This window comes from Geodermatophilus nigrescens, assembly GCF_900129495.1.
Classification (GTDB): Bacteria; Actinomycetota; Actinomycetes; order Mycobacteriales; family Geodermatophilaceae; genus Geodermatophilus; species Geodermatophilus nigrescens.
The window spans coordinates 605,984-631,523 of record NZ_FQVX01000002.1 but is presented as its reverse complement, the minus strand read 5'-3'; the positions used below and the strand labels follow the sequence as shown (position 1 = coordinate 631,523).

The following is a 25,540-nucleotide window of genomic DNA, read 5'->3' as shown; positions in this document are numbered from 1 at the left end:
CTCATGTCCCGGCGGCGATGACCTCGTCGGCGTGGCCCTCGACCACCAGGTGGGCGAGGTCGCGGACCTTGACGTTGAGCCGGTTGCTGAGGGTCACCAGCCGGGCGAAGGCCTCGTCGGCGTCCACGCCCAGGCGGGCGATGAGCACGCCCTTGGCCTGGTCGATGACGGCGCGGGAGGCCAGCGCCTGCTCCAGGTTGAGCGTGAGCCGGCGCAGTGACTCCCGCTCGGCGGCCTCGTCCAGGACGGCCGCGATCGCCGTCGCCACCAGCTCGGCGATGCGCCGGTCGGTCTCGGTGAACGCGTCGGCAGCCGCCGCGTAGACGTTGAGCACGCCGGTGGGGTCGCCGGAGACGGCGAGCGGGACGGCCAGCACGCTGCGCACCGGCCCGGCCCCGGCGATCCGCCCCAGCGCCGGCCAGCGCGGATCCGCGCGCAGGTCGCCGGTCACCACGACCTCCTGCAGCGCCGCGGCGTCCCAGCACGGCCCCTCCTCGGCGCGCATCTGCCGGCCGTCGACGTCCTGGGCGGCGGCCGAGTCGCTGCCGATGGCCCGCGGCGCCGCGGGCCGGCCGACCGTGACGCTCACCCAGTCGGCGGCCGGCACGGCCCGCTGCGCGAGGCCGGACATGCGCAGCAGCAGCTGCCGGCGGTCGGCGTCCGTGCCGGCGAGGCGGGTCAGCTGCGTGAGCGCCTCGGCCACGGAGACCGGCGCGGCGTCCCGCGTCGGGCCGTCGTCGCCGCTCGCCCGGGGCTCCGGCTCCGCCGGCGGGAGTCCGTGCTCGTCGGTCACGAGCACCCAGCGGATGCGGGCGCGCCCCGCGTCGGGGTGGACGACGTCGGGTGTGCCGAACAGCTGCCCGGTCGCGGCGGCGCCGCGGCCGCGGACCGTCACCGGGGAGCGGTAGTCGGCGGACCTCCCGGTCCCCAGGGCCCGCAGCGCCCAGCGCAGGCCGCGCACGTCCTCGGGGTCGAGGTACACCGACAGCGGCTTGCCGCCGAGCCGGGGGAGGGCCACGCCGAGGAGCGCGGCCATCGCCGGGTTCGCCTCGAGCACCTGGCCGGTGCCGTCGGTGACGAAGAGCCCCACCGGCAGCAGGGCCGCGACGTGCTCCTGCCAGCGGCGTTCCCGGTCGACACGCGAGACCAGCCGGGCGATCTCCTGCTGCTGGGCCTGCAGCTCCTCCTCGGCGACCTGGAGCTCCTCGCGGGCGACCTCGAGCTCGGCGAGCTCGCCGACGAGGTCGGCGGGCGGGGGGCGTCGCTCGTGGCCGGCGCTCACCGGGCACCCTCCTCGGTCGCGTCGTCGTCGGCGGCCTCCCGGTCGGCCGAGGCGGAGTCGCGGTCGGCCGCGGCGCCCTCCCGGTGCCCGGCGGCCTGCCGCCGGTGCCGGTCCGGGTCGCCGACGCCCATGTCCGCCGCGTCGTCGTGCAGCCGGGCGGCGGCCTCGTGGGCCTGCGCCGCCTGCTCGTGCCGGGCGGCCGCCCGCTGGTGGGCCTCCTCGGCGTGGGTGGCGGACTGCTCCGCGGCCTGCCGGGCCGCGCGGACGTCGTCCTCCGACGACGGCCACCCCGACGCCAGGCGGGTGAGCCGCTCCGACAGCTCCCGCGTGCGCCGGCCCGCCGACTCCGCGCGTTCCGCCGCCCGGCTCCCCGGGTCGTCAGCTGTCACACCCCGACTCTGCTACGCCGGAGGCCGCGATGCGAGACGACCCGATCCGGTGCGGCCCGGCGTCACCCCCGGTCGACGGAGCCGCTGCGCGCCGCCTGCCGCACGCGGGAGTGCCGGTACCCGTAGGCGGCGTAGACGACCATCCCGAGCGCCAGCCAGGCGAGGAAGCGCAGCCACGTCTCGATGCTGAGGTTGAGCATCAGGTACAGGCAGGCCACCGCCGCGAGGGCGGGTACCACCGGGGAGAACGGCACGCGGAACGGCCGCGGCAGCTCCGGGCGGGTGCGGCGCAGCACCGGCACGGCGATCGCCACCAGCAGGAACGCGAACAGCGTCCCGATGCTCACGAGGTCGGCCAGCGTCCCGAGCGGCACGAGGGCGGCGAGCACCAGCACGAGGACGGCGAACAGCAGCGTCACCCGCGCCGGGACGCCGGTGCGCGAGCTGACCCGGGCCACCGCCGGCGGCAGCAGCCCGTCGCGGCCCATGGCGAAGCCGATCCGGCCGATGGTGATGAGGTCGACCAGGATGACCGAGGTCAGCCCGGCCACCGCCGCGATCGACACCAGCGACGACGCCCAGCCGAGCCCGACCTGGTCGAAGGCGTCGGCGATCGGGGCGCCCTCGTCGATGTCGGTGTACCGCACCATCCCGACCACGACGAAGGCGACGCCGACGTAGAGCGCCGTCGCGAGGCCCAGGGTGCCGAGCAGGCCCAGCGGGACGTCGCGCGCCGGGCGGCGGGTCTCCTCCGAGAGGTTGGCGACCGCCTCGAAGCCGGTGTAGGCGAAGAAGACGACGGCGGCGGCGGTGACCACGCCCCCGATGCCGAACGCCGCCGGCTCGAGCCCGGCGATCGCTTCGATGAGCGGGCGGGTGAGGCCGCTGCCGCCCTCGGCGGGCTCCGACGGCGGCACGAACGGGCTGAGGTTGTCGCCGCGCACGAACCAGGCGCCGACCCCGATGACGAACACGCAGACGGCGACCTTCACCACGACGAGCAGCCCCGTGACCCGCGCGGACTCCTGGATGCCGAGCACCGCCACCAGCGTCAGCACGACGACGATCGCTGCCGCGCCGACGTTGACCGTCGCGGTCTCGCCGAACAGCGACGGCGGGAGGTCGAACAGGTTGCCCACGTAGCCCGACCAACCGCGGGCGACCACCGCCGCACCGAGGGCGAACTCGAGGAACAGGTCCCAGCCGATGATCCAGGCGACGACCTCGCCCACGGTGGCGTAGGTGTAGGAGTAGGCGCTGCCCGCCGTCGGCACGGCCGAGGCGAGCTCGGCGTAGCAGACCGCCGCCAGCAGGGCGACCAGCCCGGCGAGGGCGAAGGAGACGACGACCGCCGGGCCCGCGGTGTTCTTCGCGGTCACGCCGGTGAGCGTGAAGATGCCCGTGCCGATGACGATCCCGATGCCGAACCCGACGAGGTGCCGGGCCGACAGCCGCTTGCGCAGGTGCCCCGCGTCGGGCGCGCCACCGGCCTCCCCGTCCCCGTCGCCCGCGTCCGCGCGGACGGCCTCCACCGACTTCGTCCGGAACAGGTCCACGCGGGGACGCTAGGTCGGGTCGCGCGTCCCCGCTCGGTGACGGGACTAGACCTCCTCGACCGGGAAGGCCCGCGAGGGCGACACGAACTCCTCCTGCGCGGCGACGAGCAGGATCTCCCGGGAGCCGGCCTCCTCGGTGCGCCGCAGCAGCCCCCACACGCTGGCCGCCGCCCGGCCCAGCGCCTCGCCGGCGGAGCGGGTGTCGAGCCAGTGCGCGAGGAACAGCGCGGCGATCGCGTCGCCGGCGCCGTTGACCGACACCGACAGCCGCGGCGTGCGCACCCGGAAGTGCCGGCCGCCCTCGGAGGCCAGCAGGTCGACGGAGTCCTCCGGCGTGTCCTCGGCGACCAGCGAGGTGGTGAGCACCACCCGCGGGCCGAGCCCCTGCACCGCGGCCACCGCGTCCTTCACCGAGCCCAGCGAGCGCGTCGTCATCTGCGCCAGCAGGTCGAGCTCGTAGTGGTTGGGGGTCACCAGGTCGGCGGCGGGCACGGCGACCTCGCGCATGAGCTCCTCGATGCCGGGCCGCACGAACACGCCGCGGCCGACGTCGCCGATGACCGGGTCGCAGCAGTAGACGGCGTCGGGGTTGGCCGCCCGCACCCGCCCGACGGTGCCGACGACGGCGTGGCCGATGTCGGCCGAGCCCAGGTAGCCCGACAGGACGGCGTCGGCGGTGCCGAGCACCCCGCGGTCGGCGATGCCGTCGACGACCTCCTCGACCGCCTGCCCGTCGAACACCCGCCCCGTCCACGCCCCGTAGCCGGTGTGGTTGGAGAACTGGACGGTGTGCACCGGCCACACCTCGACCCCGAGGCGCTGCAGCGGGAAGACGGCCGAGGAGTTGCCCACGTGCCCGTAGGCCACGTGCGACTGGATCGAGAGGACGTTCACCACGAGGCGCCACGGTGCCATGCGCCCCGGGCGCCGTCAGCCGAGGGTGGCCAGCAGGTCGCGGCAGGCCTGCTCGCACCGCCGGCAGGCCTCGGCGCAGACGCGGCAGTGCTCGTGCATCTCCGCGTGCGCCGCGCACTCGTCGCCGCACGCGCGGCAGGCCGCGGCGCACGCCTCGAGGACGGCGCGGGTCAGGTTCGCGTCGTAGCCGGTGTGCCGCGACAGCACCCGGCCGGTGGCCTCGCAGACGTCGGCGCAGTCGAGGTCGGTGCGGATGCACGTCCGCAGCTCGGCGACCATGTCCTCGCTCAGACACGCGTCCGCGCACGCCGTGCAGGCCTGCGCGCACTCCAGGCAGGCGTCGATGCAGGCGACCAGCCGCTCGCGGTCGATGCCGCCCAGGTCGGCGGGGTAGCTGGCGAGCATGCGCTCGGTCAGGGTCACGGGGTGCTCCGTCCGGTCGGTCGGGCCCGGGCGGCGGGCGCCGTCCCGGGGATCTGCCCGCCCGCGCCCGAGGCCCGGTCCAGCCAGGCGACGACGAGCGCGTGCGGGAGCGTGAGGGCCGCCAGCAGCGGCAGCAGGGTCACGAGCAGGCCTGTCCAGCCGTCCGTGGCCGACCACAGCAGCGCGAGGACGGCGAGGACCGCGGCCGTGGGCGCCGCGGCTGCCGCGGCGAAGCGGCGCAGCGGGGCGCCCAGGCGCCCGGCGGCGAGGTCGGCGGCGCTCGCGGGGTCCCCGGCCAGCACCCGCGCCCCGTGCCGCGGCGCGTGCCAGGCCCCGAACCAGACCCCGAACGCGGCGAACGGCGGCACGACCAGCACGAGCACGAGCAGCACGCCCACCTCGGCGGCCTCCAGCCAGCGTCCCGAGAGCAGGCGCTCGGTCGCCAGCGCGGCGGCGGCCGGGAGCACGGTCACCAGCACGGCCGTCGTCACGGCCGGCGGCAGCAGCCCGTCCCAGCCGGGGACGACCGCGGACACCACCGGGGCCGCGTCCGCCTGACCGCGCACCAGCGGCACGAGCAGGACCAGCGCCCCGAGCACCACGGACGCCGTGACCTGCCGCTGCACCGGCCGGCCGGCGCGCAGGTCGGCGAAGGCGGTCTCGCCGGTGCCGAAGTGCCAGGCCGACAGGACGACGAAGACGAGCAGCGCGGGCCCCGGGAAGGCACGGAACAGCAGCCAGGCGACGGCGGCGACGCCCGCGTAGGCGAGCGCGAAGGCGGCCGACCGGGCGGGGGGCCACCTCAGCAGGCGGCCGGGCAGGAGGTGGTCGACCGCTCCGTGCGGGAGGCCGAGCAGCAGGCCCGCGACCAGCGGCACCCAGGCCAGGTCGCCCCAGCCCACGGCGACCTCGACGGCGACCACGGCGGCCACCGCGGTCAGGGACCCGACGGTGGCCGCCCGCGCGGGGCCGGCGAGGGGCGTTCCCGCCGTCCGCCGGTCCGGGACGGGCAGCACGGGTCAGCTCCGGCCGGTCGTCGTCCGGGTCGCCCCGTGCCGGGCGTCGGCGGCGGCGGACACCGGGGCGTCGTCGACGGTGTTGCCCGCGAAGCGGGTGGTGCGGTGCTCGCTCCGCGGGTCGGGCAGCACGGCCTCGCTGTGCCGGACGCTGCTGACCCACACCGACTCGGGGTGGGTGTCGACCCCGGCGGCGACGTCCTCGGCGGTCCGCAGCTTGGCCACCTTGTGCACCAGCACGCCGAAGCCGACCTTGGCCAGCACGTCGGCGGCGGAGTAGGCCACCTGCATGCCGGCCAGCCAGGCCGGGGTGACGTCGACGAACACCGGCACGGCGTACACCAGCGGGTAGACGCCGAAGGTGCCCAGCAGCACGAGAGCGGCGTTGCGCAGGCTCCGTCCGGCCTCGACGCCCATCGAGGACATCGACGCGCGGACCGCGCCGATGAGGGCGACGTAGAGGTAGGCGTAGAACGCGGTGCTGATCAGGCCCCACACGACCAGCGCGGTGACGTCGCGGCCCTGGGCGAGCACCTGGGAGCCGAGGAACCCGGTGAGGATCATGAGGAACGCCGCGGTCATGGTGCGCAGCCGCAGGCCGCGTGCCCGGGCGCCGGCGATCGAGCAGACGGCGAGCAGTTCGGCGGTCAGCAGCGGGACGGTGACCGACCAGTCGACGTAGCGGGGATAGAGGGTCGAGCGGGCCTCGGCGTTGGGCTCGTAGACGCCGCCCACGAGGTCGAAGCCGGTGTCCCACTTGGTGTAGAGCACGAGGTAGGACAGCGCCGCGACGCCGGCGATGCAGAGGCCGGCGAGCACGGCCGGGCGGTAGCGGACGCCGACCTCGCCCGTGCTGTTCCACGAGTAGAGGAAGTAGGCGAACAGCGCGAACCCGGCCGCGACGATCGCGTAGGTCACCAGGTCGTACAGACCGAGCGGCATCGTCTGCAGCTCGGGCGTGGGCGTGTCGAACACGAGGGGGACCTCCGGGCAGGGCGGCGGGTCACGGCTCGACCCCGGTCGGGCCTACCCGTCGCGCGCGACCCCACCGCAGGCGATCCGGACTTCTCCGTTCCGCCACCCGGCGTGTCCGGTTCCGCCTCCCGGGTAGGGGCGCGAGGCCGGACGGTGCGCGGCCGAGACGAGGCGTGCACACCGCCGGACGGCCCTGGAGGCACCCGTGGCGCTCTCCCACCCGACACGGCCCGATGGCATCGGACACCTCGTCGCCGGGGTGGCCCGGTGAGCGGGCAGCCGGCCGTCTCCGAGGCCCTCGGCGAGCTGGAGGTCGTCCACCTCTTCGACGACGCCATGCCCACCGGCGTCACCGTCTCGCACACGGGGCGGGTGTTCGTCTGCTACCCGGAGTGGGGCGACGACGTCGCGTTCACCGTGGGGGAGCTGCGCGACGGCGAGGTGGTGGCCTACCCGTCGCAGGAGTCCAACGACAGCCGGTCCGACGACGACGCCGAGCGCTTCGTCAGCGTGCAGAGCGTCGTCGTCGACCCGGCCGACCGGCTGTGGGTGCTCGACACCGGCAGCCCGGTGTTCCGGCCCACGTCGCCCGGCGGGCCGAAGCTGGTCTGCGTCGACCTCGCCACCGACACGGTCGTGCAGACGATCACCTTCCCGGCCGACGTCGCGCTGGAGACCACCTACCTCAACGACGTCCGCTTCGACCTGCGGCGCGGGGAGGCCGGGGCCGCGTTCATCACCGACTCCGCCGACCAGGGGCCCAACGCCGTCATCGTGGTGGACCTGGCGTCGGGGGAGTCCTGGCGGCGGCTGCACGAGCACCCGGGCACCAAGGCGCTGACGCCGCCGGACCTGCGGATGGTCGTCGAGGGGCAGACCTTCTGCGAGCGCTCGGAGGACGGCTCGACCGCGCCGGTGACGATGGGCGCCGACGGCATCGCGATCGCCGCCGACGGCAGCCGGCTGTACTGGTGCCCGCTGGCCTCCCGGCGGTGGTACAGCGTCGCCGTCGACGCGCTGCTCGACCGCTCCCTCGACGACGACGCGGTGGCCGCCACCGTGCTCGACGAGGGGGACAAGGGCGGCGCCGGCGACGGGATGGAGACCGACGACGCCGGCCGGCTCTACGTCACCGACGGCGAGCACGACGCGATCCACCGCCGGCTGCCCGACGGCAGCTGGGAGACCGTGGTGCACGACCCGCGGCTGCTGTGGCCGGACACCATGTCCGTGGCCGCCGACGGGCACCTGTACGTCACGGCCAACCAGCTGTACCGGCAGGCGAGGTACCGCGGCGGTGAGGACCAGCGCCGCCGTCCCTACGTGCTGTTCCGGACGCCGGTCGACGCCGGCCCGGTCCGGCTGCTCTGACCGTGGCCCGGGGCCGGCGTCCCTCAGGCGGGCCCCTCCCGGGAGGCGCTCCGGGTGGCGGCCCGGAGGTCCTCCCGGACGCTGGCCGCGGTCCGCTCCGGCAGCAGCGACCCGACCCGGCGCAGCTCCTCGCGCGCCGTGGCCGCCAGGGCGGCGGCACCCCCGCCGTACAGCAGGGTGGCCACCGCGGCCGCGGCGGGCGGGGACAGCCGGCGCTCGAGCAGCCGGACCAGCAGGGCGCTGGAGGTGCCCACCGCCAGGACGCCGAGGCCCGCGGCGCCGCCGAGCAGCGCGCCGGCCCGCCCCGCGCGCCGCGCCCTGGCGGCGATCTCGGCGCGGGCCGAGGCGACCTCGTCGCGGACCAGCGTCATGACGTCGTCGGTCAGCGACTGCAGGAGGTCGGCGGCCGACTGGCTCGCCGGCGGGGGGCTCTCGGTCATGAGCGCGGACTACCCCGCGGTCCCGGCCGGAACCGGCGAGCCGCCACCACACGTCCCCGTCCCCGCCCGGGCACCCGGCGGGAGCCCGCACACCCCATCGAGGAGCAGCCGTGCCACGAGTCGACCGGATCGCCGAACCCTGGGGCACGCGGACCCCGTACGGGCCGGGGGAGGAGTGGCCCACGCGGGTGGACCAGCACCTCGCCGACGGGGTCGGCGAGGACGACGTCGACCGGTGGGTGCAGGCGGCGTCGATCCTGCACAGCAACGGCGACGCGATGGACGTCGCGGTCAAGGACGGCCGCATCGTCGGGGTCCGGGGCCGGGCGGTCGACCGGGTCAACCGCGGCCGCCTCGACCCCAAGGACCTCTACGGCTGGCAGGCGAACGGCTCGCGTGAGCGCCTGACCCGCCCGCTGGTGCGCCGGGACGGCCGGCTCGTCGAGACCGACTGGGACACCGCCATGGACCTCGTCGTCCGGCGCACCCGGGAGCTGCTCGACGAGCGGGGGCCGGGGTCGATCGGCTTCTACAACACCGGCCAGCTGTTCCTCGAGGACTACTACACGCTCGGCCTGATCGCGCACGGCGGCATCGGGACCATCCACGTCGACGGCAACACGCGGCTGTGCACCGCGACGGCGGCCGCCGCGCTCAAGGAGTCCTTCGCCAGCGACGGCCAGCCCGGCTCCTACGCCGACATCGACTCCGCCGACGTCATCTGCCTCTACGGGCACAACATGGCCGAGACCCAGGTGGTCACCTGGACGCGGGTGCTGGACCGGCTGGCCGGCCCGAACCCGCCGCGGGTCGTCTGCGTCGACCCGCGCGAGACGCCGGTGGCGCGGGCGGCGACCGTCCACCTCGCCCCCCGGCCGGGGACCAACGTCGCCCTGATGAACGGCCTGCTGCACGAGATCGTCCGCAACGGGTGGATCGACCGGGAGTACCTCGACGCCCACGTGGTGGGGTTCGACGAGCTGGCCGAGCGCGTCGCGGAGTACCCGCCCGACGTGGTCGCCGGCATCTGCGACGTCCCCGCCGACCGGATCCGCGAGGCCGCCCGCGTCATCGGCACCGCCGAGCGGCTGCTGTCGACGGTGCTGCAGGGCTTCTACCAGTCCCACCAGGCCACCGCGGCCGCCGTCCAGGTCAACAACGTGCACCTGGTGCGCGGCATGCTCGGCCGCCCCGGCTGCGGGATCCTGCAGATGAACGGCCAGCCGACCGCGGAGAACACCCGCGAGGCCGGCGCCGACGGCGACCTCCCGGCGTTCCGGAACTGGTCCAACGACGCTCACGTCGAGGACCTGGCCCGCATATGGAACGTCGACCCGGCGCACATCCCGCACTACGCCCCGCCGACCCACGTCATGCAGCAGCTCCGGTACCTCGAGGAGGGGTCGATCCGGATGTTCTGGGTCATCTGCACCAACCCGGCGGTGTCCCTGCCCGAGCTGGCCCGCATCCGGTCGATCCTGTCCCAGGAGCGGCTGTTCCTGGTCGTGCAGGACATCTTCCTGACCGAGACCGCGCAGCTGGCCGACGTCGTCCTCCCCGCCGCCACGTGGGGGGAGAAGACCGGCACCTTCACCAACGCCGACCGCACCGTGCACCTGACGGAGAAGGCCGTCGACCCGCCCGGCGAGGCGCGGCCGGACATGGACATCCTCATCGACTTCGCGAACCGGCTCGGCCTGCAGGACAAGGACGGCGCCCCGCTGGTGAAGTGGTCCGACTACGAGGGCGCCTTCGAGGCGTGGAAGGAGTGCAGCCGCGGCCGGCCCTGCGACTACACCGGCATCACCTACGACAAGCTGCGCGGCGGCAGCGGCATCCAGTGGCCCTGCACCGACGAGGCGCCCGAGGGCACCGAGCGGCTCTACGCGGACGGGCGGTTCTTCGCCGACCCGGAGTACTGCGAGAGCTACGGCCGCGACCTGCTCACCGGCGCCCCGCTCGACCCCGACGAGTACCGGGCGATGAACCCCTCGGGCAAGGCGGTCATCAAGGCCGCGGAGTACCTCCCGCCGCACGAGGAGCCCAGCGTCGAGTACCCGTTCGCGCTCATCACCGGCCGCACGCTCTACCAGTTCCACACCCGCACCAAGACCGGCCGCGCGCCCCAGCTGCAGGCCGCCGCCCGGGAGGTCTGGGTGGAGATGTCCCCCGGCGACGCCGACCGGCTGCGGGCGCGGGAGGGCGACCTGCTCGAGGTCACGACGCCGCGCGGGCGGGTGCGGGCCCGGCTGCGGATCAGCGGCATCCGCGACGGCGTCGTCTTCCTGCCCTTCCACTACGGCTACTGGGACGCGCCCGGCCGCCGGGGGCGGGCGGCCAACGAGCTCACGCCGACCGACTGGGACGCCGCCTCCAAGCAGCCGATCTTCAAGACGGCGGCCGCCCGGGTGCGCCGGGTGCGCTGGTCGCGGCGCGGCCGGTCCGCGGCACCCACCACCACCGCCTCCGCGCCCGCCCGCGGCGGCGTCCCGCCGACCCGCGGCGGACCCGCCGCCGAGGTGCAGGAGACCCTGCCGGCCGCGGGAGGTCCGCGGTGAACCTCGGCCTGGCACTGGAGGAGCTGCACCGCTCGGAGAACCACCTCGCGCACCAGCTGCTGGCCGTCGCCGAGCGGCACGAGGCCGACCACGAGCTGTTCCACCTCGGCCGCGACCTGGCCCGCTGGTCACAGGACCACGTGCGCCGGCTCGCGCCCTTCGGCCCGCGCTACGGCGTCGACCTCGACCCCGAGCCCGCCGGCGAGCCGCGGCTGGTCGCGCGGCTGTACGAGGCGGTCAGCGACCGCCTCGGGCGGCGCTCGGCCCCGGCCCTGCTCCTGCTGCGCGACCTGCGCAGCCTCCACCTCGCGGCCGTCGGCGTGTCCGTCGACTGGGAGATGGTCGCCCAGGCGGCGCAGGGCCTCGAGGACACCGAGCTGCTCGCCCTCGCGCGGCGGTGCCACCCGGAGACCCTCCGCCAGGCCCGCTGGGCCAACAGCCGCATCAAGGAGTCCGCGACGCAGGTCCTGGTGACGGGGTGAGCGAGGCCGGCACGCGCGTCGTCCTCCGGCCCGTCGCCACCCCGCTCCCGCTCGGCTTCCTCGCCCTGGCGCTGGCGACGACGGCCTTCGCCGCCGTTCAGCTCGGCTGGGTGCCGCCCCCCGAGGGCCGGGTCGCCGCCCTCACCGCGCTGGCGGCCACCGTGCCGCTGCAGCTGCTGGCGTCGGTGGTCGGCTTCCTCGCCCGCGACCCCGTGGCCGCCACCGGCATGGGTGTCCTGTCCGGGACCTGGGGCGTCGTCGGGCTGACCACGTACACCTCGCCGCCCGGCGCGGTCAGCGCCGGGCTCGGCGTCCTGCTGCTGACCTCGGCCGTCGCCATGGCGGTCTCCGCGGTCTCGGCGAGCGCCAAGCTGGTCTCGGCCGCGGTCATGGGCCTGGCCGGCGTCCGGTTCGCCGTCACCGGGGCCTACGAGCTGACCGGCTCGCCGTCGTGGCAGTCGGCGGCCGGCTGGGTCGGGCTCGCGCTCGGGGGCCTGGCGGTCTACGCCGCGCTGGCGCTCGAGCTGGAGGGGTCGCACGGCCGCACCGTGCTGCCGCTCGGCCGCCGGGGCCCGGCGCGGGCCGCCGTCGAGCCGTCCGGGGTGGCGGGGGAGCCCGGGGTGCGGCCGCAGCTCTGATCAGGCCGCGGCGCCGTCCAGCGGGCCGGGGGCGACCGACTCGGCCACCCAGCCCGGCACGCTCGCCTGCCACGGCGCGGCCTCCTCGGGGTGGACGGCGCGCAGGATCCGGTGCCAGGTCAGCGCCCGCGCGAGCGGGCCCACCAGCAGCGCCAGGCCGGCCAGCTCGCGGAGCACCGCAGCCTCGGCGAACTGCCGCCACGGCCCGAGGTAGGCGTCGCGCAGCCGCAGCAGCACCGGGGAGCCGGGCGGCAGGTCGAGCGCGGCGGCGGCTCCGCGCAGCGGCACGAGCAGGGTGAGGAACGGGTGCGCCACCGAGGCGTCGCCCCAGTCGAAGAAGCGGAACCCGTCGCCGGTGACGAAGACGTTGCCGTCGTGCAGGTCGTCGTGCTGCACCGACGCCGGCACCGGCCCGGCGGCCAGCGCCCGGCACAGCCCGGCGTACGCGTCCGCCCCGGTACGCAGCCGGTCGCGCAGCGCGGGGTCCAGGCCGTCGGGGGTGCCGGTGAGCAGCGCGCCGTCGTCGGCGAGCAGGGCGGCGGCGAGGTCCGGCAGCCGCTCCGGGCGGAGGTCGGGGACGTCGAGCGCCACCATCTCGTCCGCGTGCGCCGCGACCTCCACCTGCAGGCGGGCGTGGTCGGCCAGCAGCGCCTCCCAGGCGCCGAGGTCGCCACCGCGGCCGCTGGCCCGCAGCGTCGTCCCGCCGTCGGGCAGGAGCAGCAGGCGGCGGCCGGCGTCGACGGCCAGCGGCACCAGCACCCTGCCGGGGGCCCAGCCGCCCAGGGCCGCGGCCAGCGGTGGCTCCTGCGCCGACCCCGCGCCGACCGACTTGAGCCAGACGACGCCGCCGTCGGTGGGGATGCGGACCGCCGTCGACCAGGCCCGCACGTGCACCTGCTCCGGCGGATCGGTGACGGTGCGCCCGAGCCGCGCGAGGCGCTCGCGCGCCCACGCGAGGGCGGGGTCGAGCCACGCCGGGTCCCGCCAGGTGGCGGCACCGGTCACGTCCGGCGCGTGAGGATGCACGCGCCGGACGCTAGGACACCGTCAGCTCGGGTCGAGAACGACCTTCGTCCAGCCGCTCTCCCGCCGGTCGAACGTCTCGTAGGCGTCGAGGACCGAGGGCATGTCGCCGACCTGGGTGAGCACGGTCGACGGGTCGATCGCGCCGGTGCGCACCAGGTCGAGCAGGTGCGGCACGTACCGCCGGTGGTTGCAGTTGCCCATCTTCACGGTCAGGTTCTTGTTCATGGCCGCGCCGGTCGGGAACGAGGTCATGTCCGGCGGGTAGACGCCGATCACGCCGATCGTCCCGGCCTTCGCCACCGCCTCGACCGCCCACTGCAGCGACTGGCTCGGCGCGTCGCCGGGGACGTACGTCTCCCCGTGCGGGTCCTGGTCCGGCGCCACCTGCGAGCGCTCCTGCTCGAACTGCTCCGCCTGCTCCTGCGCGGCCTCCGCCGCCGGCCCGCGCTTCGGCCGCTGCGCGTCCACGCCGACGGCGTCGATCACGCGGTCGACGCCGGTGCCGCCGGTGAGTTCCTGCACGACGGCGACCGGGTCCTCGGCGTTGAAGTCGATGACCTCCGCGCCGCGGCCGCGCGCCTGCTCCAGCCGGCTCGCGACGTCGTCGACCAGCAGCACCCGCCCGGCGCCCTGCTGGAAGGCGCTGGTGACGGCGAACTGCCCGACCGGGCCGGCGCCGAGCACGAGCACGGTGTCGCCGTCGCCCACCTCGGCCAGCCGGGCGCCGAACCAGGCGGTGGGGTAGATGTCGCTGAGCATGATCGCCGCGTCGTCGCCCACCTCCTCGGGCAGCCAGACCGGGCCGACGTTGGCGAACGGCACGCGGGCGTACTGGGCCTGCAGGCCGTCGACCGGGCCGGTGGTCTGCGGCCCGCCGAAGAAGCAGGTGCCCGCCGACGGGCCGTTGGGGTTGGCGTTGTCGCACTGCGCGTAGTAGCCGGCGCGGCAGTACGAGCAGTACCCGCAGCCGATGGTCGAGGGGATGACGACGCGGTCGCCCGGGCGCAGGTTGCGCACGCCGGGACCGGTCTCGCGGACGACGCCGACGGCCTCGTGGCCGAGGACCGTGCCCTCGACCATCCCCGACATCGTCCCGCGCACGAAGTGCAGGTCGGTGCCGCAGATGGCGCTGGCGGTGATCTCGACGATCGCGTCCGTCGGGTCCTGGATGGTGGGGTCGGGCACCTCGTCGAGGCGGATGTCCCCGACGCCGTGCCACACGACTGCCTTCACGGTGTTCCTCCTGGAGAGTCTTCCGGCCCCCGTGCAGGGGCCCGCGGCGAGCGTGCGAACCGTGGGGGGCAGGGGGGTCCTTCGTCAGGCGGCGGGGTGCAGCAGGACCTTGGTCCAGCCGTCCTCGCGCGCGTCGAAGCGGGCGTAGCCCTCGGGTGCCTGGTCCAGCGGCAGCTCGTGGCTGACGATGAACGACGGGCGCGCCCGCCCGGCGACGATCAGGTCGCGCAGCTGCCGGTTGTAGCGCTTGACCGGCGCCTGGCCGGTGCCCATCGACTGGCCCTTGGTGAAGAACTGGCCGTACTGGAAGGGGATGCGCCCCTCCTTGGCCAGGTCGGTGGAGGCGCCGGGGTCGGAGGGGTTGTAGACGCCGACGACGCCGATCCCGCCGGTGGCGCGGACGGCCTGCACCAGGTTGTCGAGCACCAGCTCGGGGTGCTCCTCGCCGGAGGGGTCGTGCGCCTGGTAGCCGACGGCCTCGACGCCGCGGTCGACGCCGCGCCCGCCGGTGGCCTCGAGCAGCTGCTGCACCGGGTCGCCGGCGGAGAAGTCGACCGCGGTGGCGCCGATGGACTCCGCCAGCCGCAGCCGGTCGGGCTCCTCGTCGACGAGGAACACCTGCGACGCCCCGCGGATCACCGCGCTGTGCGCGGCCATGAGGCCCACGGGCCCACCGCCGAACACGGCCACCCGGTCGCCCACCTGGAAGCCGGACAGCTCGACGCCGTGCCAGCCGGTGGGGAAGACGTCGGACAGCATCGTGAAGTCGTTCTCGTGCTCGGTGCCCTCGGGCAGCCGCAGCAGGTTGACGTCGGCCCACGGCACCCGTAGGTACTCGGCCTGCCCGCCGTCGTAGGGGCCCATGTTGGCGTAGCCGTAGGCGGCGCCGTCCATGCCCTCGGTCGGATTGGCGCGCAGGCAGAACGACGTCCAGCCGGTCTGGCAGTTGCGGCAGGTGCCGCAGGCGATGTTGAAGGGGACCGACACCCGGTCGCCGACGCGGATCCGGTCGACGCCGGGCCCGACCTCCTCGACGATCCCGGTGTTCTCGTGGCCGAGGACCTTGCCCTCCTCGACGTTCGTGCGTCCCTCGTACATGTGCAGGTCGGACCCGCAGATGTTGGTGGTGGTGATGCGGATGAGCGCGTCGGTGGGCGCCTGGACCCGCGGGTCCGGCACCTCCTCGACGGCGACGGAGCGCGGGCCCCGGTAGACGACGGCCTTCATGCGGGGGGTGCCTCCAGTTCGGACGGTGCGGGCAGCGCGCGCCGGGTCACCGGCGCGTGCGGTTGGACTCGTCGACCTCGGAGCTGCGCCCGAAGATCCCCGGGCTGCGGCGGGCGAGGTTCCCGTTCCGCTTCGTCCACCGGACGGTGTTGCCGATCCACACGCCGTAGACCGCGGCGATGGCGACCACGGCGACGACGATCCAGATCCAGGTCATGACTGCTCCTCTCCTCGGGACCGAGGCAGGCCGCTGTTCGGACCCGGTGGTGCCCTACCCGACGGGGCGCGACCTGAACACGTCAGGCTCGGAACAGCGTGTTCAGCCGGGCGGCCTGCCGCACCAGGTGGTCGCGCTCGGCGGTGTCGGTCGCCTCGCGGGCGGCCTGCGCGTAGAGGCGCGCAGCGGTCGCCAGGTCGTTGTCGCGCTCGTGCAGGTGGGCGGCCGCGGCGGTGTACCGCGGGAGGGTGGGGTCGAGCCCCGCCAGCTCCGCGAGGCCCGCGCGGGGACCGTCGGCCTCGCCGACGGCCACGGCCCGGTTGAGCCGCACCACCGGGCTGCCGGTGAGCCGGAGCAGCTCGTCGTACCACTCGACCACCTGCACCCAGTCGGTCTCCTCCGCCGACCGGGCATCCGCGTGCAGGGCGGCGATCGCGGCCTGCGCCTGGTACTCGCCCAGCCGGTCGCGGGCGAGGGCCGCCTGCAGCACCGCGACGCCCTCGGTGATCGCCGCGGTGTCCCAGCGGCTGCGGTCCTGCTCGGCCAGCGGCACCAGGCGGCCGTCGGGGGCGGTCCGGGCGGCGCGCCGGGCCGAGTGCAGCAGCATGAGCGCCAGCAGGCCGGCCACCTCGGGGTCGTCGACGGCGGCGGCGAGCTGCCGGGTGAGCCGGATCGCCTCGGCGACCAGGTCGACGTCGCCCGAGTAGCCCTCGTTGAAGACGAGGTAGAGGACGCGCAGCACGGTGCCGACGTCGCCGGGCCGGTCGAGCCGGACGCCCGCGACGGTGCGCTTGGCGCGGCTGATCCGCTGCGCCATCGTCGCCTCGGGGACGAGGTAGGCGCGGGCGATCTGGCGGGTGGTGAGCCCGCCGACGGCACGCAGCGTGAGCGCGACGGCCGACGACGGCGTCAGCGACGGGTGGGCGCACAGGAAGTACAGCTGCAGCGTGTCGTCGGCGGCCGGCACCGGGCCCGGCTCCGGCTCCTCGTCCACGCGGTCCTCCCGCCGGCGCCGGGCGGCGTCGGCGCGGGTGGCGTCGAGGAACCGGCGCCAGGCCACGGTGACCAGCCAGCCGCGCGGGTCCCGCGGCGGGTCGGCGGGCCAGGTCCGCAGCGCCTCCAGCAGCGCGTCCTGGACGGCGTCCTCGGCCGCCGCGAAGTCGGCCCCGCGGCGGACGAGGACGCCGATCACCCCCGGGACGAGGCCCCGCACGAGGGCCTCGTCCACGGCGTCGTCCACGGCGTCGTCCACGGCGTCGTCCACGGCGTCGTCCACGGCGTCGTCCAGGGGGGCGCTCACTCGGTGACGAGGGGCGGCTCGCCGTAGAGGGGCCGGACCTCGAGCCACTCGTGGATCGGCTCGCCGCCCTTCCCGGGCGCCGCCGACAGCTCCCCAGCCAGCTCGATCGCGCGCTCGCGGCCGTCGACGTCGATGATCATCCAGCCGGCGATCAGGTCCTTCGTCTCGGCGAACGGGCCGTCGGTGACCGGCGGGCGGCCCTCGCCGTCGGAGCGGATCCAGAGCCCGTCGGGCGCCAGCGCCGCCTCGGCGACGAACTCCCCGGTCCCGCGCAGCCGGTCGGCGAAGTCGGTCATGTAGCGGATGTGCGCGTCGACCTCCTCCGGCGTCCACCGGTCCATCGGGACGTCGTTCACCGCCGCCGGCGCGCCGCGGTAGTGCTTGAGCAGCAGGTACTTGGCCATGGGGTACTCCTCGGATCGGGCGACCGTCTCGGTCGCGGACACCCCGGGGACGGAGCCGCACCCGCGTTCTCGACATCCTGCCGGGGGGATCTCCGTGCGGGCCCCGGATTGCGGCGGCGGGACGCCGACGGCACGGTGCGCACCGTGAGGACCGTGCGCACGATCGGCGTCGTGGCCCCCGGCGAGCCGGCGGTCCTGGAGACCGACGAACCCGACCCCGGGCCCGGGCAGGCGTGGGTGCGCACCGAGTACAGCGGGGTCAGCGCCGGCACCGAGGTGGCGCTGGTGCGCGGCACCGACCCGCAGCACGCCGTCGGCTGGGACCCCGACCTGCGCGCGTTCGGTGCCGGCCCGGTCGCCGGCTACCCGGAGCTGCGGCTGGGCTACATGGAGGTCGGCGTCATCACCGAGAGCCGGACGCCCGACCTGGTGGAGGGCAGCCGGGTGGCCATGGCCTACGGGCACCGCACCGGCCGCTGCGCCGACCCGTCCGCCGTCCCGGTGCTGCCCGTCCCCGACGACCTCGACCCGCTGCTCGGCGTCTACCTCGCCCAGATGGGCCCGATCTGCGTCAACGGGCTGCTGCACGCCACCGCGCAGCTCGCCGGGCCGGGCGGGGGTGTGGGCGACGGCGTCCGCGGCCGGCACGTCCTGGTCACCGGCGCCGGCGTCATCGGGCTGCTGTCGGCGCTGCTGGCGGTGCGGCACGGGGCGGCCGACGTCGTCGTCGCCGAGCCCTCCCCGCAGCGGCGCGCGGTCGCCGAGGCGCTGGGGCTGGCCACCGTCGACGGCGACGCGTGGGCGGAGGTCAAGCAGCGGTGGCGGCACGGCCCGGGCGACGCCGGCGCCGACCTGGTGCTGCAGTGCCGCGGCCACGACACCGCGCTCGCGACCGGGCTCAAGGCGCTGCGCCCGCAGGGCGTGGTGGTCGACCTCGGCTTCTACCAGGGCGGGGCCGGCGCAGTACGCCTCGGCGAGGAGTTCCACCACGACGGCCTGTCGGTGGTGTGCGCGCAGATCAGCCGGGTGCCGCGCGGGATGGCGCCGGCGTGGCCGCGGGCCGCGCTGGCCGCGGTCACCCTCGACCTGCTGCGCGAGCGCGGCGACGACGTCCGGCGTCACCTGGTCACCGACGTCGTCCCGTTCGACGAGGGGCCGGCGCTGCTCGCCGACCTCGCCGGGCGGCGGCTGCCGGCTCCGCCGCTGCAGGCGGTGCTGCGGTTCTGAACCGACTTGTGGCGGAACGGGATCGGCGGGATCCTCCGGACACCTCCGCGGACGCCGGGGCACCGGGCTGCGCGGGGTGGCCAGGGGAGGCCGCCATGGTCTGGGTCGTCGTCAGCGTGCTCGGTTTCGTCGTCGTGACCGGGGCGGTCACCGCCATGGCACGGAGCAACACGGCGAGGTGGGAGCGGGACCACCGGGCACCGCAGGCCGCGGTCCGGGCGCACCAGCGGGCCATCCGCCACGGGTGGATGACGACGCTCGCGCACTGGCAGGAGCACGGGGACGGGGAGCCTGCCGGGCGGCCGCACCTGCACCTCCCGCACGTGCACCTGCCGGCCGGGCTCGTGGCGCGTCTGCCGCACCCGAACGTGCCCGCGCTGCACCTGCCGCGTGTCCACCTGCCGCACGTGCACCTGCCCGGGCGCGGCCGGACCACCGTGTCGGCGGAGCCGGACCCGGGGCCGGCGCCGGAGTCGAGGCCGGAGCCACCCGGGCCGTCGTCCCCGGCCGGCGCCGACGACCGGACCGGCGTCCCCTCCTAGCCCGCGGCCGGGAACGGCAGCGTGCCGGTGCGCACGTCCCACGGCACCGCGCCGGTGCGCGACGACCAGCGCGCGGCCTGCCGGGCCGCCCGGCGCGCCGCGTCCTGCCGCGCCGCCGCCCGCCGCCCGTGCGCGGCGCGCGCCTCGGCCAGCCCGGGCGCCTCGACGCCGTCGGGGCCCACCCGGCAGGCGGACGCCCGGACCCAGCGGACGCCGCCCCCCGCGTCCCGGACGCCGATCAGCAGCCCCCGGTTCTGCCGGCGCAGGACGAGGGCCGCGCCGCGCACGCCGGCCTCGGTGGCGGCGGCGAGGTCGGCGCCGGGGCCGTGGAGCCAGGTGACCGAGCGGGCCTCGCGGTGCAGCCGGTCGTCGCGCGCCCGCCACGCCAGGTCGGACACCGGCGCGAGCTGCACCTCCAGCACCGCGCCGGGCAGCGCCACGTGCAGGCCGGTGCGCCCGGGCAGGGTGGACACCCGCGGGGGAAGGCCCTGGCCGGCGAGCCAGGCGACGAGCGGGCGCCGGTAGCGCAGCGGCTCGTAGCCGCGCTCGGCCGCGCCCTCCCGCCGGACGAGGGCGCAGCGGGCGGTGCCGGCGTGCACGAAGGCGGGCCGGGCGCCGTCGGCGTCGACCGCGAGCCGCCCGCCGCAGCCGCCGGCCTCCCGCGCGCACCAGAACCCGCCGGGCGCCTGCTCGGCGAGCAGCCGCGCCGCCGCCGCGTCGTCGGGCAGCGCGACCGCCGCCGTCCCGTCGGGTCCGTCGGTCACCGCCCACCGCAGCTCGCCCATGCCCGCACGGTAGGAGCGCCCACCGACAGTCCGGTGGGCCGACAGCGCGACGAAGGCCCTCAGAGGAGGGAGCGGAAGAGGGAGACGAGGCGGTCGGCGTGGGCGTCGAAGACGTGCCGCTCCCGCGCCGCCAGCGCCGCGCGGTGCCCGGCCCGGCCGGCCACCTCCTCGTGCAGCGCGGCCGCCACGTCGTCGGCGTCGCGGTAGAACAGGCCGGTCCCGTCCTCCCGGAGCACCCGCTCCACCGACACCGTCGAGCCCGGGTTGGCCTGCTGCAGCAGCGGCAGCCCCGCGGCCAGGTACACCGGCAGCCGGGCGGGGGAGTTGAGGTCGTCCCAGCTCGCCCGCCGCAGGTCGCCGCCGTTGGCCGAGTCGAAGCGGTGCAGCCACCCGGCGTCGTGGCGGGACAGCTCGCGCACCCAGTCCTCCGGCCCCACCGCCGGGTGCACGTGCACGAAGCCGGGCACGCGGGCCAGCGCCTCGTCGAGCCAGCCGGTCCACGAGCCGGTCGCGCCGGGCGCCCGCACCTGCCCGTAGAGGTGCACGTGCACGCCGCGGTCGGCCAGCGCCAGCACCCACTCGAGGTCGAGGCCGGAGGGCCGGCCGGCGACGGCGGTGTGCGGCTGCCCGTCGGCGTCCGACAGCCGGGGCGACGGCGGCGCGTCCAGCCAGTCGCGCTTGGGCAGGTCGCCGTCGAGGACGCCGAGCCGCGCGGGGTCGACCCGGCCGGCCAGCGCGAGGGCGAACCAGTCGCGCTCCTCCTCGGTGGCCAGCAGCACCGCGTCCGCGCCGCACACCAGGTCGGCGAGCATCGGCCACTCGCCGCGGACCAGGCTGCGCTGCGGCGCCTCCTTGAACGTCCACACGAACGGCAGGGAGGGGAACGCCGCCCGCAGCCGGTGCGCCAGCGGCACCGCCCGCCAGTTGAGCTGCGCCCACACGACGTCGGGGTCGAGCTCCCGGACGGCGTCCTCCCAGCGGTCGCGGTCGAGGTCGGCGACGTGCCCGAACGGCAGCGGGCCGACGGTCGAGTCGCCGAGGCCGTCGGTCGTCCACAGCCCGGAGAGCCGGTGGCCCCGCTCGGCGAGCGCCAGCACCCGCTCGGGGTTGAACGCGAGCTCACCGGCGAGCAGCACCGACAGTCCGTCGGCGGCCGGCCCGTACGAGCGCTCGCGGAACCGCGCGTAGCGGGCGACCTCGTCCACGTCGGTGCCGTCGGTGGAGGCGAAGCGCAGCGGATGCGGCACCCGGTAGCGGCTGCGGAAGACGTTGAGGCCGCCGTCGGACGACGCCCGGATCGCCCGAGACCGCTGCCCGGGGTGCCGGGCCCACGCGCAGGTGACCCGGCCGGTGCCGGCCGTGGCGCCGCGCGCGGCCACCCGCGACCACATCAGCCGGTCGAGGTCGTCGGTCTCCAGCTCGGCGCGCTCGGTCCAGCGGTCGCCGGTGCGCCGGTGCGCCACCTGCACCAGTTGCGCGTACGGGGTGCCGGCCGGCTCACCCAGCTCGGCGCGGGCGAGCACCACCGCGGGGTCGGACAGGGCGTCGAGCAGGGCGGCGAGGTGGTCCGGTGACCAGACGTCGTCGGCGGGCAGGTACGCGACGATCGGCGCGGTGGTCTCGTCCAGCGCCCGGTTGAGCGCTGCGCCGAGCCCCCGGTTGTCCCCGGTGCGCACCAGCCGCAGCCGCGGGTCGGCGGGGACCGTCACCGGCTCGCGCGACCCGTCGTCGACGACGACCGCCTCCCAGCCGGTCACCTCCTGCGCGAGCAGCGACTCCAGCGCCCGGGGCAGGTACGCGGCCTGCTCGTGCACCGGCACGAGCACCGCGATCCGCGGGGTCACGCAGCGACCCGCGGGGTCACGCAGCGGGCTCGAGGTCGGGCGCCACGCCCAGGCTGCGGTCGTAGACGGCGGCCACCCGCGCGGCCAGCGCCGGCCAGCCGTAGTCGGCCGAGCGGGCCCGGGCGCCCGCGGCCAGCCGCGCCCGCAGGGCCGGCTCGGCCACCACCCGGTCCAGCGCCGCGGCGAGGGCGTCGGGATCGCCCGGCGTCACCAGCAGGCCGGTCTGCCCGTGCCGGACCACCTCGGGGATGCCGCCGACGTCGCTGGCCACCACGGGCAGCCCCGCGGCCATCGCCTCGGTGAGCACCGAGCCCATCTCCTCGTAGGCCGAGGGCAGGACGAGCAGGTCGAGGGAGGCGAGCACCGCGGGCACCCGCGCGTGCTCGACGAAGCCGGCCAGCGTGATCCGCCCGGCCGCGGGGCTCTCGGCGGCCAGCCGGTGCACCAGCGCCCGGTCGGGTCCGTCGCCGACGACCACCAGCGACGCCTCCTCCCGCATGCGCCCGAATGCGCGCACCAGCGTGGCGGGGTCCTTCTGCGGCGCCAGGCGCCCGACGTAGCCGATGCGCGGCCGCGGGGTGCCGGGGAAGACGTCGCCGTCGCGGCCGGTGAACAGCGCCGGGTCGAAGCCCGAGGGGATGGTGGACAGCCGCTCGGCCGCCACGCCGTCCTGCAGGACCGCTGCCGCGGTGCGCCCGGTGAGCACGACGACGGCGTCGGCCCGGCGCAGCGTGCTGCGCTCGATCCAGCCGCCCACCGCCCGCAGCAGCCGCACCCGCGGGCCCCGGCCGGTGAGCGTGTGCCCGACGCTGCAGTGCAGGGTCACCACCAGCGGCACCCCGTGCACCCGGGCCGCGAGCCGGGCCAGTGGCAGGGTGGCGAGGTCCTCGCCCTGGTGGGCGTGCACGACGTCGACCGGCGCCCGGCGGCCCGCGCGCAGCACGGTGCGCAGGCCCGACAGCGCCCACAGCTGCCGCAGCCGCGTCACCCGCAGACCGGTGCGGTGCACGCGGGCGCCGTCGCCCAGCGGGGTGACCCCTCGCGGGCCGGCGAGCCGGGAGGTGACCACGGTCTGGCGCAGTCCCTGGGCGTCGAGGCAGCGGGTGAGCGTCGCCGTGTGGTTCTGCATGCCGCCGATGGGGTCGAACCGCGCCGCGCGGGCGTCGAGCTCACCGGGGAGCGCCCCGGGTGCCGTGGCGGCCCGGGCGGCCGGCGGTTCGAAGACGCTGCACAGGCGCAGCACGTGCAGGGGACCGGCGGCAGGGCGGGACACGCAGGGGACCTCCGTCTCTGGGGGGACCCGTAGTGCACCACGGGTTAGGGCACGGCACACACGGGAAGGGGGCGCGGGTGACCGCCCCGCTCGCCGACCCCGCCGTCCGCCGCCTCGCGCTGGTCCGGCTGCGGGTGGGCCTCGGCGACCTGCTGTGCACCGTCCCGGCGCTGCGCCGGCTGCGTGCCGCGCGCCCCGACGTCGAGGTCACCCTGGTGACCTTCGGCCGGATGGCGCCCGTGGTGCAGCGGCTCGGCGGCACCGTCGACGAGCTGCTGGCCTTCCCCGGGGCGCCCGGCATCCCCGACGGGCCGGTCGACGAGGCCGGCTGGGCACCGTTCACCGCAGCCGCCCGGGAGCGCCGGTTCGACCTCGCGCTGCAGGCCTACGGCGACCGCCCCGCCGCCAACCGGGTGACCGCCGCGCTCGGCGCCCGGCTCACCGGCGGCTTCGCGCCCACCGGCTGGGACCCGCCGGCCGGGAGCGAGGCGCTGCACCTGCGCTATCCGCTGCACCTGCACGAGGCGCAGCGGCACGTCGCGCTGCTCGAGCACCTCGGCCTGCCGCCCGGTGGCGAGGCGGTCATGGGCTTCCCGCTCACCGCCGGCGACGAGGCCGAGCACGCCGCCACGCTCGCCGCGCACGGCCTGGAGCCCGGCCGCTACGCCGTCCTGCACCCCGGTGCCTCCGCGCCCACCCGCCGCTGGCCGGTCGACCGCTACGCCGCCGTCGGGGACGCGCTGGCCGCCGACGGGCTGGCCGTCGTCGTCACCGGCGTGCCGGGGGAGCGGGACATCTCCGCCCGCGTGGTCGCCGCCATGCGCGCGCCCGCGGTCGACCTCACGGGCGCCACGAGCCTCGGCGGGCTGGCCGCGCTGCTGCGCGACAGCGCCGTCCTCGTGGGCAACGACACGGGCTCCGCGCACCTGGCCGCCGCCGTCGGCGCCCGCAGCGTGACCGTCTTCCTGCCGGGAGACCCGGTGCGCTGGGCGCACCCCGGGCCGCGGCACCGCGCGCTCACCCCGACGGTCGCCTGCGCGCCCTGCCCGCACCTGGCCTGCCCCATCGAGTTCCGCTGCGCGCTCACCGTTCCGCCCGCCGCCGTGGCCGGCGCGGCGCGCGAGCTGGCCGCATCGTGAGGGCGGCGTCGTGAGGGTCTCGTTCGTCGCCGACTCCAGCGGGTGGGGCGGCGCGGAGGTGTGGCTGACCCACCACCTGCGCCGGGCGGACGAGCACGGCGCCACGGCGGCCCTGGTCGTCTCGGAGCCGGTGGCCGAGGGGTTCGCCGCGTTCCCCGTCGAGCGAGCCGTCGTCCCGCTGAGCCGGCACGCCGACGACGCCCCGGCCGTGCGGGCGGCGCTGGCCGCCCAGCGCCCCGACGTCGTGGTGGTCAACCTCGTCGACCCCGCGTCCAACGCCGCCGCCGTGGCCGCCGCGCAGGACGTCGCGCCCACCGTCGGCGTGCTGCACCTCGTCGGCGACACGCGGGCGGGGGAGGAGCGGGCGGCGCTGCGCGGGCTGTACCGGCGGATGGCGGGCGTGATCAGCCCGTCGACGGAGGGGCGCGGGCAGCTCGTCGGCGAGCTCGGCGTCGACCCCGCGCGGGCGCACGTGGTCCCCAACGGCGCCGACCTGCCCGCCGACCCCGCGGGCCCGGCCGGCCGCCCCGTGCCGCGGATCGGCGCCTTCGGGCGGCTGACCGCGCAGAAGGGCTTCGACGTGCTGCTCGACGCGCTGCGCCGGCTCGACGTGCCGTACGAGGCGGTCATCGGCGGCGCCGGGCGCGACGGCGAGGCGCTGCGCGCGGCCGCCGCCGGACTGCCGGTCACCTTCCCCGGCTGGGTCGACGACCCGCGCGCCTTCCTCGCGGACCTCGACCTGTTCGTCGTCTCCTCGCGCGTGGAGGCCGGGCCGCTGGTGCTCGTCGAGGCGATGGCCGAGGGGCTGCCGTGCGTGAGCACCGACGTCGGGGAGGTCCGGCGGGTGGCGGGGGAGGACGTGGTCGTGGTGCCGGTGGACGACGCCGGGGCGCTGGCCGGGGCGATCGGCGGGCTGCTCGCCGACCCGGCGCGGCGGGCCGACCTCGGCGCCCGGGCCCGGGCGCGGGCGGTGCGCGACCTCGGCGCCGGGCTCATGGCCCGGCGGACCTACGCCGTCCTCTCCGGCGTGGCGGGCGGCGCGGCCGGGTAACCCGCGGCCATGAGCAAGAACAACGACGCCGACGCCCAGCGAGCCGCCGCACGTCAGGCGAAGAAGGAGGGCCTGTCGCCCAGCGAGGCGGGCGTGACCACCGGCGCCTCCAAGCAGACGAACCACGTCCGGAAGGGCGACGACCGGCACGAGCACTCGTCCGCGCAGGGCAAGAGCAAGAGCTGAACGGCCCGGGGACGACGGCGGCTCCGTCAACGCGCCGCCGT

At 76.7% G+C, this 25,540-nt stretch carries 26 protein-coding genes; 9 read left to right on the top strand and 17 right to left on the bottom strand.

Annotated features, from left to right (window positions below; all coding sequences use genetic code 11):
- Position 1: 1 nt before the first annotated feature.
- The 7 genes from BUE37_RS23095 to BUE37_RS10560 form a co-directional block, all read right to left on the bottom strand.
- A complete protein-coding gene (locus BUE37_RS23095) occupies positions 2-1,282 on the bottom strand; it encodes an ANTAR domain-containing protein (protein WP_083628548.1) in 1,281 nt (426 codons plus the stop codon).
- Positions 1,279-1,671, bottom strand: a complete 393-nt coding sequence (locus BUE37_RS10585; protein WP_073420146.1) for a hypothetical protein — start codon at positions 1,669-1,671, stop codon at positions 1,279-1,281. Before BUE37_RS10585 ends, BUE37_RS23095 begins: the two co-directional genes overlap by 4 nt.
- Positions 1,672-1,733: 62 nt before the next feature.
- Complete coding sequence (locus tag BUE37_RS10580; protein WP_073420145.1) at positions 1,734-3,227, bottom strand: APC family permease; 1,494 nt, start codon at positions 3,225-3,227, stop codon at positions 1,734-1,736.
- Positions 3,228-3,272: 45 nt separating this feature from the next.
- Positions 3,273-4,124 carry a pyridoxal kinase PdxY gene (gene pdxY, locus BUE37_RS10575; RefSeq protein ID WP_217651204.1) on the bottom strand — a complete coding sequence of 284 codons (852 nt, stop codon included), beginning with the start codon at positions 4,122-4,124 and terminating at the stop codon, positions 3,273-3,275.
- Positions 4,125-4,157: 33 nt separating this feature from the next.
- Positions 4,158-4,565, bottom strand: a complete 408-nt coding sequence (locus tag BUE37_RS10570; protein ID WP_073420144.1) for a four-helix bundle copper-binding protein — start codon at positions 4,563-4,565, stop codon at positions 4,158-4,160.
- Positions 4,562-5,581 carry a Brp/Blh family beta-carotene 15,15'-dioxygenase gene (locus BUE37_RS10565; RefSeq protein ID WP_073420143.1) on the bottom strand — a complete coding sequence of 340 codons (1,020 nt, stop codon included), beginning with the start codon at positions 5,579-5,581 and terminating at the stop codon, positions 4,562-4,564. The genes BUE37_RS10570 and BUE37_RS10565 overlap by 4 nt, the downstream gene beginning before the upstream one ends.
- 3 nt (positions 5,582-5,584) lie before the next feature.
- Positions 5,585-6,556 carry a bacteriorhodopsin gene (locus tag BUE37_RS10560; protein WP_073420142.1) on the bottom strand — a complete coding sequence of 324 codons (972 nt, stop codon included), beginning with the start codon at positions 6,554-6,556 and terminating at the stop codon, positions 5,585-5,587.
- Between the two features lie 267 nt (positions 6,557-6,823).
- On the opposite strand from BUE37_RS10560, the gene BUE37_RS10555 reads away from it, so the two are divergent.
- Positions 6,824-7,927, top strand: coding sequence for an L-dopachrome tautomerase-related protein (locus BUE37_RS10555; protein ID WP_073420141.1), 1,104 nt, complete (start codon positions 6,824-6,826; stop codon positions 7,925-7,927).
- A 23-nt stretch (positions 7,928-7,950) separates the two neighbouring features.
- Here the strand turns inward: BUE37_RS10555 and BUE37_RS10550 are convergent, their stop codons facing one another.
- Positions 7,951-8,367 (bottom strand): phage holin family protein, encoded by a 417-nt coding sequence (locus BUE37_RS10550; RefSeq protein WP_073420140.1) that lies wholly within the window; start codon positions 8,365-8,367, stop codon positions 7,951-7,953.
- Between the two features lie 110 nt (positions 8,368-8,477).
- Between BUE37_RS10550 and BUE37_RS24455 the strand changes: the two genes are divergently transcribed.
- Genes BUE37_RS24455 through BUE37_RS10535 form a run of 3 tightly spaced genes read left to right on the top strand, consistent with a single transcriptional unit; the run spans position 8,478 to position 12,045 of the window.
- Positions 8,478-10,925, top strand: a complete 2,448-nt coding sequence (locus BUE37_RS24455; RefSeq protein ID WP_245794498.1) for a molybdopterin oxidoreductase family protein — start codon at positions 8,478-8,480, stop codon at positions 10,923-10,925.
- On the top strand, positions 10,922-11,407 hold the full coding sequence (locus BUE37_RS10540) for a hypothetical protein (protein ID WP_073420139.1): 486 nt from the start codon (positions 10,922-10,924) through the stop codon (positions 11,405-11,407). Before BUE37_RS24455 ends, BUE37_RS10540 begins: the two co-directional genes overlap by 4 nt.
- Complete coding sequence (locus tag BUE37_RS10535) at positions 11,404-12,045, top strand: acetate uptake transporter family protein (protein ID WP_073420138.1); 642 nt, start codon at positions 11,404-11,406, stop codon at positions 12,043-12,045. The genes BUE37_RS10540 and BUE37_RS10535 overlap by 4 nt, the downstream gene beginning before the upstream one ends.
- Here BUE37_RS10535 and BUE37_RS10530 read toward each other — a convergent pair whose 3' ends face one another.
- The 6 genes from BUE37_RS10530 to BUE37_RS10510 all read right to left on the bottom strand — a co-directional run bounded on the left by BUE37_RS10530 (position 12,046) and on the right by BUE37_RS10510 (position 17,452).
- On the bottom strand, positions 12,046-13,050 hold the full coding sequence (locus BUE37_RS10530) for a phosphotransferase (RefSeq protein ID WP_073420137.1): 1,005 nt from the start codon (positions 13,048-13,050) through the stop codon (positions 12,046-12,048).
- 42 nt (positions 13,051-13,092) lie between these two features.
- Positions 13,093-14,304 carry a zinc-dependent alcohol dehydrogenase gene (locus BUE37_RS10525; RefSeq protein ID WP_073420136.1) on the bottom strand — a complete coding sequence of 404 codons (1,212 nt, stop codon included), beginning with the start codon at positions 14,302-14,304 and terminating at the stop codon, positions 13,093-13,095.
- Between the two features lie 84 nt (positions 14,305-14,388).
- Positions 14,389-15,531: a glutathione-independent formaldehyde dehydrogenase gene (locus BUE37_RS10520; RefSeq protein WP_073420135.1), complete on the bottom strand. Its 1,143-nt coding sequence runs from the start codon at positions 15,529-15,531 to the stop codon at positions 14,389-14,391.
- A 46-nt stretch (positions 15,532-15,577) separates the two neighbouring features.
- Positions 15,578-15,748 (bottom strand): hypothetical protein, encoded by a 171-nt coding sequence (locus BUE37_RS23805; protein ID WP_175562844.1) that lies wholly within the window; start codon positions 15,746-15,748, stop codon positions 15,578-15,580.
- An 82-nt stretch (positions 15,749-15,830) separates the two neighbouring features.
- Entirely contained in the window at positions 15,831-17,048 is a 1,218-nt protein-coding gene (locus BUE37_RS10515; protein WP_245794496.1) for an RNA polymerase sigma factor, read from the bottom strand.
- Positions 17,045-17,452, bottom strand: coding sequence for a YciI family protein (locus BUE37_RS10510; RefSeq protein ID WP_073420721.1), 408 nt, complete (start codon positions 17,450-17,452; stop codon positions 17,045-17,047). The genes BUE37_RS10515 and BUE37_RS10510 overlap by 4 nt, the downstream gene beginning before the upstream one ends.
- Positions 17,453-17,596: 144 nt before the next feature.
- Here BUE37_RS10510 and BUE37_RS10505 point away from each other — a divergent pair, with 144 nt between their 5' ends.
- Positions 17,597-18,679, top strand: a complete 1,083-nt coding sequence (locus BUE37_RS10505) for a zinc-dependent alcohol dehydrogenase (RefSeq protein ID WP_245794494.1) — start codon at positions 17,597-17,599, stop codon at positions 18,677-18,679.
- A 95-nt stretch (positions 18,680-18,774) separates the two neighbouring features.
- On the top strand, positions 18,775-19,221 hold the full coding sequence (locus tag BUE37_RS10500; protein ID WP_073420134.1) for a hypothetical protein: 447 nt from the start codon (positions 18,775-18,777) through the stop codon (positions 19,219-19,221).
- On the opposite strand, the gene BUE37_RS10495 is transcribed toward BUE37_RS10500, so the two are convergent.
- Genes BUE37_RS10495 through BUE37_RS10485 form a run of 3 tightly spaced genes read right to left on the bottom strand, consistent with a single transcriptional unit; the run spans position 19,218 to position 23,123 of the window.
- On the bottom strand, positions 19,218-20,006 hold the full coding sequence (locus BUE37_RS10495) for a hypothetical protein (protein WP_073420133.1): 789 nt from the start codon (positions 20,004-20,006) through the stop codon (positions 19,218-19,220). The two genes, BUE37_RS10500 and BUE37_RS10495, sit on opposite strands and share 4 nt — an antisense overlap.
- A gap of 59 nt (positions 20,007-20,065) precedes the next feature.
- On the bottom strand, positions 20,066-21,850 hold the full coding sequence (locus BUE37_RS10490; protein WP_073420132.1) for a glycosyltransferase: 1,785 nt from the start codon (positions 21,848-21,850) through the stop codon (positions 20,066-20,068).
- A 16-nt stretch (positions 21,851-21,866) separates the two neighbouring features.
- Positions 21,867-23,123, bottom strand: coding sequence for a glycosyltransferase (locus tag BUE37_RS10485; RefSeq protein ID WP_073420131.1), 1,257 nt, complete (start codon positions 23,121-23,123; stop codon positions 21,867-21,869).
- Positions 23,124-23,200: 77 nt separating this feature from the next.
- Here BUE37_RS10485 and BUE37_RS10480 point away from each other — a divergent pair, with 77 nt between their 5' ends.
- Genes BUE37_RS10480 through BUE37_RS23800 form a run of 3 tightly spaced genes read left to right on the top strand, consistent with a single transcriptional unit; the run spans position 23,201 to position 25,499 of the window.
- The gene (locus tag BUE37_RS10480; protein ID WP_073420130.1) at positions 23,201-24,262 is read left to right on the top strand and encodes a glycosyltransferase family 9 protein; all 1,062 of its coding nucleotides are present in this window, start codon (positions 23,201-23,203) and stop codon (positions 24,260-24,262) included.
- 10 nt (positions 24,263-24,272) lie between these two features.
- Positions 24,273-25,313 (top strand): glycosyltransferase, encoded by a 1,041-nt coding sequence (locus BUE37_RS10475; RefSeq protein ID WP_073420129.1) that lies wholly within the window; start codon positions 24,273-24,275, stop codon positions 25,311-25,313.
- A 9-nt stretch (positions 25,314-25,322) separates the two neighbouring features.
- Positions 25,323-25,499 (top strand): hypothetical protein, encoded by a 177-nt coding sequence (locus BUE37_RS23800; protein WP_175562843.1) that lies wholly within the window; start codon positions 25,323-25,325, stop codon positions 25,497-25,499.
- The last annotated feature ends 41 nt before the right edge of the window (positions 25,500-25,540 follow it).